This is a genomic window from Streptomyces sp. SID3212 (genome assembly GCF_009865405.1).
Taxonomy (GTDB): domain Bacteria; phylum Actinomycetota; class Actinomycetes; order Streptomycetales; family Streptomycetaceae; genus Streptomyces.
The window spans coordinates 15,355-31,063 of the sequence record NZ_WWJY01001044.1; the positions used below are offsets into that span (position 1 = coordinate 15,355).

Annotated in this window: 2 protein-coding genes; both read right to left on the bottom strand. The window is 71.9% G+C overall.

The annotated features are described in order from the left end of the window. Positions 1-66 precede the first annotated feature (66 nt). The gene (locus GT042_RS30725) at positions 67-13,791 is read right to left on the bottom strand and encodes a type I polyketide synthase (RefSeq protein ID WP_161311960.1); all 13,725 of its coding nucleotides are present in this window, start codon (positions 13,789-13,791) and stop codon (positions 67-69) included. A gap of 122 nt (positions 13,792-13,913) precedes the next feature. Then, complete coding sequence (locus GT042_RS30730) at positions 13,914-15,500, bottom strand: aminotransferase class III-fold pyridoxal phosphate-dependent enzyme (protein ID WP_161311961.1); 1,587 nt, start codon at positions 15,498-15,500, stop codon at positions 13,914-13,916. Positions 15,501-15,709: the final 209 nt, after the last annotated feature.

The following is a 15,709-nucleotide window of genomic DNA, read 5'->3' on the forward strand; positions in this document are numbered from 1 at the left end:
CCTCTGGCCGGGAGAGTCGTTCCCGGCCAGAGGATCATTCAGCGCCGCGTCGAGGTGCCCCTTTCCTTACTCGAGCTTGTCGAGGAGTGCGAACAATTCCTCGTCACTCGCCGTTTCGAGGTCCTGTCCTCCTGCGGCGCCGGTGTCATCGGCGTCACCGGGGACAGCGGGGCTGTCCCCAGCGGCCCCTTCGGTCAGTAGCAGGAGTGCACGCAATTGCGCCGCCACCCGCGTCCTCGACTCGTCGTTCAGGGTGGCCGACCGGATCGACGACTCCATCCGGTCCAGCTCCGCCAGCACCGGGTCGGCCGCCGGCGCCATCTCGGCTTCGAGCCGTTCCAGGAGATGGTGCGCGAGGGCACCGGGGTTGGGATGGTCGAAGACGAGCGTCATGGGCAGCCGCAGTCCCGTGACATCGTTGAGCTGGTTGCGCAGTTCGACCGCGGTCAACGAGTCGAACCCCGCCTCCTGGAAGGACCGTCCGACGTCGACCGCGCCGGCGCCCGAGTGTCCCAGTACCGCCGCCACCTGGGTACGCACCAGGTCCACCATGGCCTTCTCCCGCTCCGCGCCGGGCAGCCGCGCCAGCCGCTCGGCCCATCCCTGGCCCTGGCCGGTGTCCGGACCGGCACCGGCTGTGCGCCGCCTCGTGGGCGAGGGGACGAGGTTCCGCAGGATCGGCAGCGCTCGCTCGCCCTGCTTGCGCAGCACCTTGGTGTCCAGGTATGTGGCGGCCAGGACCGGCCGGCCGGTGGTCAGAGCCGTGTCGAACAGGTCCATCGCCCTGTCGGCCGGGAGTGCCACGAGGCCGACCCTGGCCAGGCGCCGCAAGTCCGTCTCGCTCAACTTCTCGCTGAGGGCGCTCGACTGGGACCACAGGCCCCAGGCCAGTGAGACCCCGGGCAGCCCCAGCGCACGCCGGTGCTGTGCCAGAGCGTCCAGGAACGTGTTGCCGGCCGCGTAGTTCGCCTGCCCCGCGTTGCCGATGAGCCCGGCGATCGACGAATACATGACAAAGGCGGACAACGGAAGGTCCCGCGTCAGCTCGTGCAGGTTCCAGGCCGCGTCGATCTTCGGCTGGACGACCGCGTCCAGCTGTTCGGGTGTGAGGTCGCCGAACACGGTGTCGTCCAGAACTCCGGCGGTGTGCACCACGGCGGTCACGGAGGCGCGGGCCAGCACCTGGGACAGCGCTTCGCGATCAGCCACGTCACAGGCCGCGAACTCGACCTGGGCCCCCAGTCCGGCCAACTTCCCCTTGAGGTCGGCGGCCCCCGGCGCGTTCCCTCCGCTGCGGCTCAGCAGCAACAGGCTCTTGGCGCCGTGCTCGGCCACGAGATGGCGCGCGACCACCCCACCCAGCGCGCCTGTCGCTCCGGTGATCAGCACCGTGCCCTGGTCCCAGCGCGGGGCCTCGGTGCCCGTGGTGGCCGGCCCACGCGTCAGACGCGGGACCAGTAACCTGCCTTCCCGTACCGCGATCTGCGGTTCGGCCGTGGCGAGTGCCGCAGGCAGCAGACCTTCACCCTCATGATCGACGTCGACCAGGACGACGCGGCCCGGGTTCTCCGTCTGCGCCACGCGCAACAGACCCCACACACCCGCGTGCACCAGATCGGGGACATCCTCGTCGGCGGACGTGCCGACCGCACCGCGAGTCACCACCACCAACCGGGCGTCCGCCAGCCGTTCGTCCGCCAGGAACGTCTGGACCCGTTCCAGGACCCGGCACAACTCCACGCGGGCCAGGCAGGCGATGCCGGCGCCGCGAAGCTCTCCGCTCTCCTCGCGCGACGTCAGCGACCACAGCACCGTGTCCGGTCCGGCCTCCGCGACCGTGTCCAGATCGGGGTACGTGGGCACGGAATCCATCGGCGAGACCACGAGCGCGGCCCACATCGACGGATCGGTGGTCCCGGTGGCGGCGACCTCGGACCACTCGACGGGGAAGAGCCCCTCGCGCCCCGGATCGGCCGCGGCCCGTACCGCGTCCCGCGACAGCGGACGCAGCACCAGAGATTCCACCGACGCCACTGGCACCCCTGCGGTGTCGGCGACCAGCAGTGACGCCTCCAGCGTCTCGGCGGACGGATCCGGCAGCGTCAGCCGCACGCGAAGGGAGGACGCGCCCACGGCATGCAGCCGTACACCCGACCACGAGAACGGGAGGCGCGCCAGGCCGGTTCCCGGCGTCACCGCCGGCAGCAGGGGGTGCAGTGCGGCATCGAGCAGAGCGGGGTGGAGAAGGAACCGGTCCGCCTGTTCGCTCGACTCCTCCGGCAGCGCGACCTCGGCGAAGATCTGTCCGTCGCCGAGCCAGGCCCGTCGCAGCCCCTGGAACGCCGGACCGTACGCGTACTCCTCCCGCGCCAGGCGCTCGTAGACGCCTTCGAGGCCGACCTCGACCGCGTCCGGGGGCGGCCACGCCGCCAGACCGGTGTCGGCGGCTTCGTCCGTGGCGTCCTCCGAGTCCAGGGTGCCGAGGGCGTGGCTCACCCAGTCGCCTTCGTCCGTGCGCGAGTGGATCTCGACCGTGCGGAGCCCGCCGTCGGACGCGCCGACCGTCAGCTGGACCTGGACGTCACCCCGCTCGGGCAGGACCAGTGGCGCGGAGAGCGTCAGTTCGTCGATCACCTCAGCGCCCACGTGCTCACCCGCGCGGGCGGCCAGTTCGAGCAGTCCCGTCGCGGGCAGCAGCACCGTGCCGGCCACGGAGTGGTCGGCCAGCCAGGGGTGGGTGCGCAGGGACAGGTGTCCCGTGAACAGGAACTCGTCCCGGTCCGCGACGGCCACGGCCGCGCCCAGGAAGGGGTGGTCCAGCGCGTTGAGACCGAGTCCGGCCGCGTCGGCGTTCGTCGCCGGCGCGTCGAGCCAGTAGCGCTGCCGCTGGAAGGCGTAGGTCGGCAGCGGCACCCGGCGGGCCCCGGGGAGGACCTTGGCCCAGTCCGGTCCGTGGCCGCGCATCTGCGCCTGTGCGAGGACGCCCATGACGGTCTCGGCCTCCGGCCTGTTCCCCCGTAGCGCGGGAGCCGCCATCCCCGGGCTCCCGGTGAGCGACCGCTGGACCAGTGCGGTGAGCACGCCGTCCGGGCCCAGCTCCAGGAAGTCCGTCACGCCGTGTGCCTCCAGGTACCGCACCCCGTCGTGGAACCGGACCGCCTGACGGATGTGCCGGGCCCAGTAGTCCGGCGAGGTGAGTTCCTCGTCCGTCGCCAGCGTGCCGGTCACGTTGGAGACGACGGGAATGCGGGGCGCGCGGAACGTCAACTTGGCCGCCGCCTCCCGGAACTCGTCCAGCACCGTGTCCATGTGGGGAGAGTGGAAGGCACGGCCGACGGTCAGCCGCTTGGTTCGTACGCCCTTGTCGCGCCAGCCGCTCGTGAGCCGTTCGACGACCTGCGGATCTCCTGACACCACCACCGACCGGGGGCCGTTGACTCCGGCGACGGCGACCCTGGCACCGTCCGCGCCGAGCGCGTCGATCAGGCTTCGTGCTTCGTCCTCGCTCGCCTCCACGGCGACCATGGCACCGCCTTCGGGGGCCGAGTGCATCAGCCGCCCGCGCTCGGCGACCAGTTGGCAGGCGTCGGCCAGATCGAGGACCCCCGCGACGTGGGCGGCGGTGACCTCGCCGATGGAGTGGCCCATGAGGAAGTCGGGTGTCACTCCGTGGTGTTCGAACCAACGGTGGAGCGCGACCTCGACGGCGAACAGCGCGGCCTGGGTGAAGGTCGTCAGATCGATCAGTTCGGATTCCGCCGACCCCGAGGGCGCGAAGAGTACTTCCTTGAGAGGCCGCGGCAGGGCGGGGTCGAGGTGCGCGCACACGTCGTCCAGAGCACGTGCGAACACGGGCGAGGAGGCGTACAGCTCACGCCCCATGCCCACGCGCTGACTTCCCTGTCCGGTGAAGAGGAAGGCCGTCTTGCCCGGCTTGCCACGGTAGCCGCGGAGCACGGAGTTGTCGGTGCCACCGCGGGCCACCACGTGGAGTCCGTCCAGGAGGGTGGCTTCGTCGCTACCGACGACGGCCGCGCTGTGGTCCAGGACGGCGCGGCTCGTGTTCAGTGAGTAGCCGATGTCGGCGGGTGTCGCTCCCGGTTGTTCGCCGAGGTACGCGCGCAGTCGTGCCGCCTGCTCCCGCACTCCGTCCTCCGTACGGGCGGACAGCACCCACGCGACCGCTCCCGGTCCGGGGACGGCCGGAGTGGTCGGCCGGTGAGGCGCGAAGGCCGCGGGCTCCTCGATGATCACGTGCGCGTTGGTCCCGCTGATCCCGAAGGAGGAGACACCCGCACGGCGGGGTCGCTCCGTCGCGGGCCATTCCCGCGGCTCGGCCAGCAGCGAGACGGCGCCGGCTTCCCAGTCGACGTGCTGGGAGGGCTCGTCGACGTGGAGGCTCCGTGGCAGGACTCCATGATTCATGGCCTGGACCATCTTGATGACGCCGCCCACGCCGGCCGCCGCCTGGGCATGGCCGATGTTCGACTTGAGGGAGCCGAGCCACAAGGGGCTCTTGTCGTCGTGGCGTTCCTGTCCGTACGTGTTCAGCAGTGCCTGGGCCTCGATCGGGTCGCCGAGCCGCGTACCGGTGCCGTGTGCCTCGACCGCGTCCACGTCGGCCGCGTTCAGCCCCGCGTTGGCGAGTGCCTGCCGGATGACTCGCTCCTGGGACGGCCCGTTGGGCGCCGTCAGGCCGTTGCTCGCACCGTCCTGGTTGACCGCGGTGCCGCGCACCACCGCGAGGATGTGACGGCCGTTGCGCCGGGCGTCGGACAGCCGCTCGACGAGAAGCAGGCCCACCCCTTCGGACCAGCCGGTGCCGTCCGCCGAGTCGGCGAACGGCTTGCAACGACCGTCGGGTGCCAGGCCGCGCTGCCGCGAGAACTCCACGAACGTCGTCGGTTGTGCCATGACGGTCACCCCGCCCGCCAGCGCCAGGTCGCATTCACCGTTGCGCAGGGCGTTCGCCGCCAGGTGGAGCGCCACCAGCGACGACGAGCACGCCGTGTCGACAGTGACGGCGGGGCCTTCCAGGCCGTAGGTGTAGGCAACACGGCCGGAGAGGACGCTGGACAGGTTCCCGGCGAGCAGGAAGCCCTCGAACTCCCCGGCAGAGGCCTCTACGCGGGCCGCGTAATCGTCATACATGGCTCCCGCGAAGACGGCCGTGGAACTGCCGCGCAGCTCCGCGGGGTCGATCCCCGCACTCTCGAAGGTCTCCCAGGCGGTTTCCAGGAGGATCCGCTGCTGCGGGTCGACGGCCGTCGCCTCGCGCGGGGCCATGCCGAAGAATCCGGAGTCGAAGAGGTCCGCGTCGTGCAGGAACCCACCGTGCCGTGTGTAACTCGTGCCCGGTGCATCGGGGTCGGGGTCGTACAGTCCGTCCAGGTCCCATCCACGGTTCGAGGGGAACTCGCTGACCGCGTCCACCCCGTCGGCGACCAGGCGCCACAGGTCGTCGGGCGACGCGACCCCGCCGGGGTAGCGGCAGGCCATTCCCACGATGGCGATCGGTTCGTCCGTACGGGTCCCGCGCCGCGGCGCCTTCGTCGCCGGGGATTCCTGCTCCGCCGTCCTGCCCAGCAGGAACGTGGCCACGGCCTCCGGAGCGGGATGGTCGAAGACGAGCGTGGTGGGCAGGCGCAGGCCGGTGGCCTGCCCGAGCCGGTTGCGGAGTTCCACAGCGCTCATCGAGTCGAACCCGATGTCGTTGAACGAGCGGTCCGGAGAGACGGCGCTCGCTGTGGAGTGGCCGAGGACGGCCGCGACGTTGCCGCGTACGAGATCGAGGACCGCTTCCTTCCGCCGGTCCGCGGGCAGGGCGACGATCTGCCGCACCCAGTCCGAACCCGGTGCCCCGTCGCGTCCACGCGCGGCGGCCCGCCGGACACGGGTGGGGACGAGGTCCCGGATCAGCGGGTGGGTGTCGTCCGGTGCGACGCGCGACGGCCTCAGCGGCACCGGGGCCAGGAGCGCGGTGTCCCGGGACAGGGCCCGGTCGAAGAGGGCGAGCCCCTGCGCGGGAGTGAGGGCCGGCATCCCGGCCCGCTCCCAGCGGGCGAGGTCTGCCGCGGTGAGCGCGCCGCCCATGCCATGGGCGCCGCCCCACAGGCCCCAGGCGAGTGAGACGGCGGAAAGGCCCCGGGCGCGGCGGTGGTGGGCGAGCGCGTCGAGGTAGGTGTTGGCCGCGGCGTAGTTCGCCTGCCCGGCGGTGCCCGTCAGGCCGGACACCGAGGAGAAGAGCACGAACGCCCGCAGGTCCAGGTCCTGGGTGAGTTCGTGCAGGTGCCGGGCCGCGTCCGCCTTCGGCCGCAACACGTCACCGAGGCGCTCCGGCGTCAGCGACAGGGCCGTCGCGTCGTCCAGGACACCGGCGGTGTGCACCACGGCCGTCAGCGGGTGGGCCGCGCCCACGGTGGCGAGAAGGGCGGTGACGGCCGCACGGTCGGAGAGGTCGGCCGCCTCCACCCGGACCGTGGCGCCCAGTTCGGCCAGCTCGGCGGCCAGCTCCCGGGCTCCCGGAGCGTCGGGGCCACGCCGGCTGCTGAGCAGCAGGTGCCTGACACCGTGTGCGGTGACCAGGTGACGGGCCACGAGCGAGCCGAGACCACCGGTGCCGCCGGTGATCAGGACGGTGCGGTCCGGGTCGAGTCCCGGCAGAGCGGCGTCCGCGTCCACCGGCGGCGCCGGGGCCAGTCTGGGTGTCCTCAGCTCTCCGCTCCGTATCGCGATCTGGGTCTCGTCGGTGGCGAGCGCGGCGGGCAGGAGGCTCCGGGCCTCGTCCTCGGTGCCGATGTCGACCAGCACCAGGCGGCCCGGGTGCTCGGACTGCACCGAACGGATCAGACCCCACACGGGTGCGGCCGGGAGATCGGTGACGTCCTCGTCGGGCGAGGCCGCGACCGCACCGGACGTGACCACCGCCATACGGGAGTCGGCGAATCGGCCGTCGGTCAGGAACTCCTGGACGAGCCGCAGGACACGCAGGGGCGCCTCGTGTTCTCCGTTCGCGGCGGGCGAGGTTCGTGTGCCGTACTGGCGGACGGTGACCACGTCGGCCGCCTCGACGGCGGAGAGGTCGTCGCCCGCCTCCGCCCAGGTGGCGGAGGCCTCCGGCTCCGGTACGGCCATGCTCGGCCAGTGGACCTCGTAGAGCGCGTCGGCCGCGTCCCCCGCGGTGGGCACCAACTTCTCCCTGGCGACAGGACGCAGGGTCAGGGACTCCACGTGGGCGACGGGCGCCCCGGTGGCGTCCGCCAGGGTCAGGCTGACCGTGTCGGTGCCCGCGGGAGCGATGCGCACCCGCAGTTCGGTGGCGCCGGTGGCGTACAGGGAGACCCCCGACCAGGCGAACGGCAGCAGGATGCCGTCATGCCGACCTGCCGCGCCGGACTCCAGGACCAGGGGGTGCAGGGCCGCGTCGAGCAGTGCCGGGTGCAGGCCGAAGCGCGCGGCCGTCTCGGCGGGTCCCGCGGGCAGCCGTATCTCGGCGTAGAGGTCCGCGCCGTCGAGCCAGAGCGCCGTGAGCCCCTGGAAGACGGGGCCGTAGGTGTAGCCGAGTGCGGTGAGGCGCTCGTAGGCGTCGTCCACCGGTTGCGCCGTGGCGCCGGGCGGCGGCCACGGGACCAGGCTCCGGGACTCCTGGGCTGCGGAGGGCGACGGTGTCAGGGTCCCCGAGGCGTGCCGGATCCAGCGGCCCGCGTGCGGGACCTCCCGGTCCGAGCCCGCGTGAAGGGTGACGGGCCGGGCTCCGGCGCCGTCGGGAGCCCCCACGGAGACCTGGAGACGCACCGACTCGCCCACGGGCAGGGCGAGCGGCGCTTCGAGGGTGAGCTCGTCCACGTACGGAACGCCGAGGTAGGTACCCGCGGCGATCGCCAGTTCGAGGAAGGCGGTGGCGGGCAGCAACACGACGCCGCCGACGGCGTGGTCCGCGAGCCACGGATGGCTGTCCAGCGAGATGCGGCTGGTGAGTACGGCGTCCTCCCGCCCCGCCAGTTCGACCGCCGTGGCGAGCATCGGATGATCCGCGGATTCGATCCCGAGGCCGCGCACATCGACGGGCGGCTGCGGGGCCAGCCAGTAGTGCTCTCGCTGGAAGGCGTACGTGGGGAGGTCGACCGGAGCGGCGCCGCTGCCGAAGGTCGTCCCGTCCAGGCGCGCACCGGCCGCGTGGGCGCGGGCGAGGCCCCGGGCGACGGTGTCGCGTTCGGGACGTCCCGGGCGCAGCAGCGCCACGGTGGTGGCGCCTTCGAGGGCGGTCTGGACCAGGGGGGTGAGGACCGCGTCGGGGCCGATCTCGACGTAGACGGTGGTACCCAGGCGGTCCAGTTCCTCGACCGCGTCCAGGAAGCGGACGGTGGCGCGGATCTGCCCGCTCCAGTAGTCGGGTGAGGTGATCTCCTCGACGGTGACGGTCCGGCCGGTCACGGTCGAGACGAGGGGAATGGCAGGCGGATCGAGCCGCAGTGCGGCCGCGACCTCCCAGAACTCTTCGAGGACGTCGTCCATGTGCGGTGAGTGGAAGGCGTGGCTCACCTGGAGCCTGCTGGTCTTGCGTCCCTTGGCACGCCAGGCGGTGGCGACCGCCGCGGCGGCGGGCTCGTCTCCCGAGATGATGACGGAACGCGGGCCGTTGACAGCGGCTATGCCCACCGCGTCCTCAAGTCCCGCCAGAGAGCGCCGGACCTCGTCCTCGTCCCCCTGGACCGCGATCATGGCACCGCCGGCCCGGGCCGCTTGCATGAGCCTGGCGCGGGCGGCGACGAGGGTCGCGGCGTCCCCCAGCGAGAACACGCCCGCCACATGGGCGGCGGCCAGCTCGCCGATCGAGTGTCCGGCCAGCAGGTCGGGGGTGGCGCCGTGGTGCGCCAGAAGGCGGAACAGCGCGACTTCCACGGCGAACAGCGCCGGCTGCGTATAGCTGGTCAGGTGCAGCAACGCCGCGGCTTCGTCGCCGGGATCGGCGAACAGCACCTCGCGCAGGGGGCGTTCCAGTTTTCCTTCGAACGCGTCGAGCACGGCGTCGAGCGCAGTCGCGAAGACGGGGTGGGAACCGTACAGCTCCCGGCCCATACCGAGGTGCTGGGCGCCCTGGCCGGTGAAGAGGAAGGCGGTACGGGGTACCGAGGCGGCGGTGCCCCTCATCACGTCCGGGGTGAGGGTGTGGCCGCCTGCCAGCGCTTCGAGAGCGGCGAGACGGTCTTCCACGGTGTCTCCGAGGATCACGGCCCGTTCCTCGAAGGCCGTCCTGGTCGCCGCCAGGGACCAGCCCACGGACGCGGGGTCCGCCGTCAGGTCGAGGCTCGCGCGCAGTCGGCCCGCCTGGGCGCGAAGCGCGGCCTCGTCACGACCCGAGAGTGTCCAGGGCACGGGGAGGCCGGCCCGGGGCGCTCCGGACTCGCGGTGGGCGTCCGTGGGCGCCCCGGCGTCCGCGGGGTCGTGTTCGATGACGACGTGGGCGTTGGTCCCGCTGATCCCGAACGACGAGACCGCGGCGCGGCGCGGCTGTTCCTTCCCGGGCCAGGCTCTGGCCTCGGTGAGCAGTTCGACGGCGCCGGCCGACCAGTCCGTGTGAGGGGTGGGCCGGTCGACGTGGAGCGTCCGGGGCAGGAGGCCGTGGCGCATCGCCTGGACCATCTTGATGACACCGCCGACCCCGGCGGCTGCCTGGGCGTGCCCGATGTTGGACTTGAGTGAACCGAGGTACACCGGGTCCCGGTCCCCGCGCCCGCTGCCGTACGTAGCCATGAGGGCCTCGGCCTCGATGGGGTCGCCGAGCCTGGTACCGGTGCCGTGCGCCTCCACCGCGTCGACGTCCGCCGGCGTCAGTCCGGAGTCGGCCAGGGCGTCGCGGATGACCCGCTGCTGGGCGAGGCCGCTCGGCGCCGTGAGGCCGTTGCTCGCGCCGTCCTGGTTGACGGCGGAGCCGCGGATGACCGCGAGCACCTTGTGTCCGTTGCGGCGCGCGTCCGACAGCCGCTCGACGAGGAGCAGGCCCACGCCCTCGGACCAGCCGGTGCCGTCGGCCGCCGCGGCGAACGACTTGCAGCGGCCGTCGTGAGCGAGCCCTCGCTGCCGCGAGAACTCGACGAACATGCCGGGCGACGACATGACGGCGGCCCCGCCGGCCAGCGCGAGGTTGGTCTCGCCCGAGCGCAGGGAACGGATGGCCAGGTGGAGGGCGACCAGCGACGACGAGCAGGCGGTGTCCGCCGTGACCGCGGGTCCGATGAGGCCCAGCTGGTAGGCGATCCGGCCCGACATCACGCTGCTGGTACCGCCTGTGAGCACATGGCCCTGGACGCTGTGTGGCGCGTCCTGCATGCGCGGGCCGTACTCCAGCGCGGTGGCTCCTATGAAGACGCCGGTGCGGCTGCCGCGCAGGGACTCGGGCAGGAGCCCGGCCCGTTCGACGGCCTCCCACGAGGTTTCCAGGAGCAGTCGCTGCTGCGGGTCCATGCCGAGCGCCTCGCGCGGAGAGATCCCGAAGAAGGCCGCGTCGAACTCGCCGGCGTCGTGCAGGAATCCGCCCTGCCGGACGGTGCTGCCGCCCTGCCGTTCGGGGTCCGGGTCGAAGAGGTCGTCGGGCCAGCCGCGGTTCGCCGGGAACGAGGACACGGCATCGTGCTCCTCCGAAACCAGGCGCCACAGATCCTCGGGAGACGCGACGCCGCCCGGGAAACGGCACGCCATCGAGATGATCGCGATGGGTTCGCCGTCGGCCGCCACGGGGGAGGGGGCCTCGTGGCCCGGCAGGCCGGCGCTCGACAGCTCGGCGTCGATGAATTCGGACAGCGCGTGCGGGGTGGGGTGGTCGAACACCAGCCCCGTGGGCAGGCGCAGACCGGTGGCCCGCGCCAGACCCGCACGCAGTTCGGTGGTCATCAGAGAGGTGAGGCCGAGTTCCCTGAACGGCGTCCGGGGATCGATCCGCTCGTCCGCCGCGTAGTCCAGTACCGCGGCCGTGTGCTCGGCCACCAGCTGTGCCACGGTGTGGCGGCGTTCGCCGACGGAGAGCCCCGCCAGCCGCGAGCCGAGTTCCCCGTACGGCTCATGCGGAGAAGGCTCGTTGAGGTCGGCCCCGTCCGGGCGCTGCGTCGTGGGCGCCGTCGGCGTCGCGCCGCGCACCGCGCCGTCCATCCAGTACCTCTTGCGCTGGAACGCGTAGGTGGGCAGGTCGACGCGGCGCCCGCCCGACCCCTCGTACAGCGCCGGCCAGTCGATGGCGGCACCGCGGACGTGCAGGGCCGCGAGAGCGGTGACGGCGCTGGTCGGCTCGGGCCGGCCGCGCCGCAGCAGGGGTACGGCCTCGGCCTGGTCGGGGTGCTCGAAGGAGTCGCGGGCGAGCGCGGTCAGCACGCCGTCGGGGCCGGCTTCGAGCAGGGTGGTGACACCCTGCGCCTCCAGGAAGCGCACCCCGTCCTGGAAGCGGACGGTCCCGCGCAGGTGGCGGACCCAGTAGTCGGGGGAGTTCAGTTCCTCCTCGGCGGCCACGCGTCCTGTGACGTTGGAAACGATCGGGATGCGCGGCGGACGGAACGTCAGCCCGGCGACCGACGAGCGGAAGTCGTCCAGCACGCTGTCCATGTGAGAGGAATGGAAGGCGTGGCTGACCGTGAGCCGCGTGGTCCTGCGGCCCCTCCGGCGAAGCTGTTCGGCCACCGCCTCGACCGCGTCCGGATCACCGGAGAGAACGGTGGACCGCGGGCCGTTCAGGGCGGCGACGGAGACACGGTCGTCGCCCCCGTCGGCCAGCAGGTTGAGAACCTCGTCCTCAGTCGCCTCCACCGCGACCATGGCGCCGTCGGCGCGGGCGGACTGCATCAGCCGTCCGCGCGTGGTGACGAGGGAGGCGGCGTCGGCCAGGTCGAGGACCCCCGCCACATGGGCCGCGGTGACCTCGCCGATGGAATGCCCCAGCAGGTAGTCCGGTCGGACCCCCCAGGACGTGACCAGCCGGTACAGGGCCACCTCGATGGCGAACAGCGCGGGCTGGGCGTTCGCGGTCTCGTCCAGGCCGTGGCCGCCGCGGATCGTCTCGGCCACGGGCTGTTCCAGATGGGGGTCCAGCGCTGCGGCCACCTCGTCGAACGCCTCCGCGAAGACCGGGTAGGCGTCGTGGAGCTCACGGCCCATTCCCGGGCGCTGGCTGCCCTGCCCCGTGAACAGCACCGCGAGAGGACCGGGCTCCGCGGTGCCGGTCACGACGTCCGGTGAGGTGCGGCCGGCGGCCAGGGCGGCCACACCCTTGAGGAGTGCCGGACGGTCGGGGGCCAGGACGACGGCACGGTGGCGGAACGCGCTGCGGGTGGTGGCCAGGGACAGCCCCACGTCCACCGCCGACGGAGCCGCCTCGTCCCCGGCGAACTCCGCCAGACGGGCGGCCTGCGCCCGCAGGGCCACCTGTCCGGCGCCGGACACCACCCAGGGAAGTACGGCGACAGGGGCCGGCCGTTCCGGCGGCGTCTCGTCGGTGACTGCCGACGGCGCCTCGGAGACCACGACGTGGCAGTTGGTGCCGCCCATGCCGAAAGAACTCACACCGGCCGTCAGCGGGCGCTCGGGATGCGGCCATCGCGTCAGCTCGCGCTGCACGGCGAGCCCCAGCGCCGGCAGGGGGACGAGGGGATGGGCGCTCTCGAAGTTCAGGCTCGGCGGAAGGAGCCGGTGGTGGATGCTGAGCAGGGTCTTGAGGAGGCCCGCGATTCCCGCGGCGCCCTCCAGGTGTCCGATATTGGTCTTCACCGAACCGACACGCAGTAGTTCGCCGTCGCCGCGCCCGGCACCGAGGGCGGCACCCAGGGCCCTCGCCTCGATGGGGTCGCCCACCGGCGTGCCCGTGCCGTGCAGTTCGACGTACTGCACCTCGCCCCTGCCCACGCCGGCCCGCTCGCGGGCGGCACTCAGGACCTGCGCCTGCGCGTCCTCGCTGGGCACCGTCAGCCCGGGGGTCGCCCCGTCGTTGTTCACCGCGCTGCCGCGTATGACGCCGTAGACCCGGTCGCCGTCCTCGATCGCCGTCCGCAGCAGTTTGAGGACGACGAGAGCGCCGCCCTCGCCGGGTACGAAGCCGTTCGCCCGGGCGTCGAAGGCGTAGGTCACACCGTCCGGGGAGAGCGCCCCGAACCGCTCCTCCGTCACCGTGTTCTCCGCCAGGAGGTTGAGGTTGACGCCGGCCGCGAGGGCGGCGGTCGACTCGCCGGCACGCAGGCTCTCGCAGGCGAGGTGCACAGCGACCAGTGAGGAGGACTGGGCGGCGTCCACGGTCATGCTCGGTCCTCGGAGCCCCAGGTGGTACGAGACCCTGTTCGCGATGACACCCCGGTTCACCCCGGTCATGGTGTGCTGGGTGAGTGCCTCGGTCCCGCGCTGGTACACCAGGTTGGTGTAGTCGTCGCGCAAGGTCCCCACGAACATCGCCGTGCTGCTGCCCCGCAGGGACTCGGGGACGATGCGCGCGTCCTCCAGAGCCTCCCAGGCCAATTCCAGCACGATCCGTTGCTGCGGGTCCATCGCAGCCGCTTCACGGGGGGAGACAGCGAAGAAGGGGGCGTCGAAGTCGCCCACGCCGTCGAGGAAGCCGCCCCGGCTGACGGCGGCCGGTCCGTCGGCCTCCCACCGGTCGCCGGGAACGTCTGTGACCGCGCTCGTCCCACTGGCCAGCAGGTCCCAGAACGCGGCGGGGCTGTTCGCTCCCGGGAGCCTGCACGACATGCCGATGACGGCGACCGGCTCGTCCCGCTCGGTGCGCGCGTCGAACGCCGCCGGAGTTCTGTCACTCATCATGAATTTCGACTGCCCTTCCATAACTGGTGTTTCCCGAGGCCCGGGATCTTTCAACGCGTGCGAAGCAGTTCGGGGCGGCCCGCCGACGGGCACCGGACAGTCGGTCGCCGTCGGGTGCGGGGTCAGGAAGAGGTGACCAACCGATGTGACGCCTGATCGCGCAGAATGCCGCAGACGTCGGTGAGCGCACGCTCCACGCGGTCGATCTCCTCGTCTGTCAGGAGGAGCGACGGCTCGAAGCGGAGGGTGTTCGTGGCGCTGGCGGTGGGGAAGGTCCGGATCCGGTGGGCGTGCAGGAGGTGGCCCGCGATCACATAGCCGAACATTCCGCCGGCGGCAGCCCCGGCGAACACCTCGTCGCCGGAGCCCGACTGATCCCGGAACTCGCATCCGAGCATCAGCCCCCGGCCCCTGATCTCCTTCACCACATCGGGGAAGGCCGCGCGGACCCTCTCAAGGGCCGATGTCAGGGCACCGCCGCGCTCGACGGCCCGCCGGTAGGCCCGGCCGTCGTCCGCCTCCAACAGCTCCAGCACCTTCAGCGCGATGTGGCACGAGTAGCTGTCCTTGGCGAAGGTCGAGCTGTGTACCAGTTCGAACAGCGGCCGGTAGCGGGCTTCTCGGACCAGCATCACCGACACCTTGGCAAGGCCGCCGCCCAGTGACTTGGCGAGCGCGTAGTAGTCGCCGCGCAGCCCCACCTGCGAACTGGCGAGCAGCGCGCCGGTACGTCCCATGCCGCTCTGCACCTCGTCGACGACGATGGGGCAGTCGGCCGCCTCGCCGAACTCCTGGATGTACCGGGCCGATTTCGCCGACAGCGGGCGGATGCCGCCCTCGCCCTGGATCGGTTCGACCAGGAACGCGCAGAACGCGGGATGGCGGTGTTCGGTCAACTGGACCAGCCCGTCCGTGACCACCAGCTGGAAGAGGGTTCCCCCCTCGTTCTCGAGGATCTCCTCCAGGACATCGGGACGATCCTCGGGAACGAACCGCGTCTTGACTCCCAGGGTGGCGAAAGGCTCCCGGTAGCCCGCGTTGTGGGTCAGCTGGACACTGCCCATGAGTTTGCCGTGGAAGCCGCCCTCCAGAGCCAGGAAAACCGGTGCCTTGCCCTGCAACAGGGCGTTCCTTCGGGTGATTTCCGCCAGTACGGCCTCGATCGCGCCCTCTCCCGCGGACTCCTCGATTCCCAGCCGTGCCAGAATCTCGTCCGGCACGGCCGCCCGGCCGCCGCGCACCGCGGCCCGCGCCTGTTCACCGCTGGCCTCGATACGGCCCAGGAGTTCTCCGAGACGCAGTCCCCGGTCGAGTTCGGCGTGTTTGACGGCGGCCTCGACCGCCTCGGCGCCGCTGTTGGCGAACGTCGCGAAGTACGGCTCGTCGGATTCGGTCTCACGGTGGATGATGCGGTTCAGCTCGGCGGCGAGGCGGTTCGCGTAGGGATGGGAGGAGAACTGCGCGTGATGGGGTGTCCGCTCGTCCAGGAGCCGGCGGGCGACGGCCAGCAGCTCCGGGTGGTTGTGGCCGAACATCAGCGATCCGTACCCTCCGGCACAATCGAGTACCGGTATCTCCTCGCCCTCGTTGTCCCGCCGGAACAGTGTGTTGCCCTCCGCGCGTACGTATTCGACATCGAGTCCTGCTGTCGACAGCAGCGCCCGCAGATTGGGCTCTGCCAGCTCGGGCTCTGCGGTTTCAGAATTCATGTCGCTCCCTGGGAACCGTGATAGGTGTCAGCAGCAGGAATGGATCGCGCTCCTGATGCCGGATTTATCTTGCGGGCACGCAGGTCCTGACCATTCCAGCATCCGGTCACGCCGGAGTCATCCGGCTGGATTCGGGGAGTAAATGAGCGGCAGATTACTTGGCAATGGGGTGCGGGACGCGGGGGAAGTCCGCACGTATTCGTCCACCG

Coding starts and splice junctions, on each gene's coding strand:
- GT042_RS30730 (WP_161311961.1), bottom strand. CDS start 15,500: ATGAATTCTGAAACCGCAGAGCCCGAGCTGGCAGAGCCCAATCTGCGG.
- GT042_RS30725 (WP_161311960.1), bottom strand. CDS start 13,791: ATGATGAGTGACAGAACTCCGGCGGCGTTCGACGCGCGCACCGAGCGG.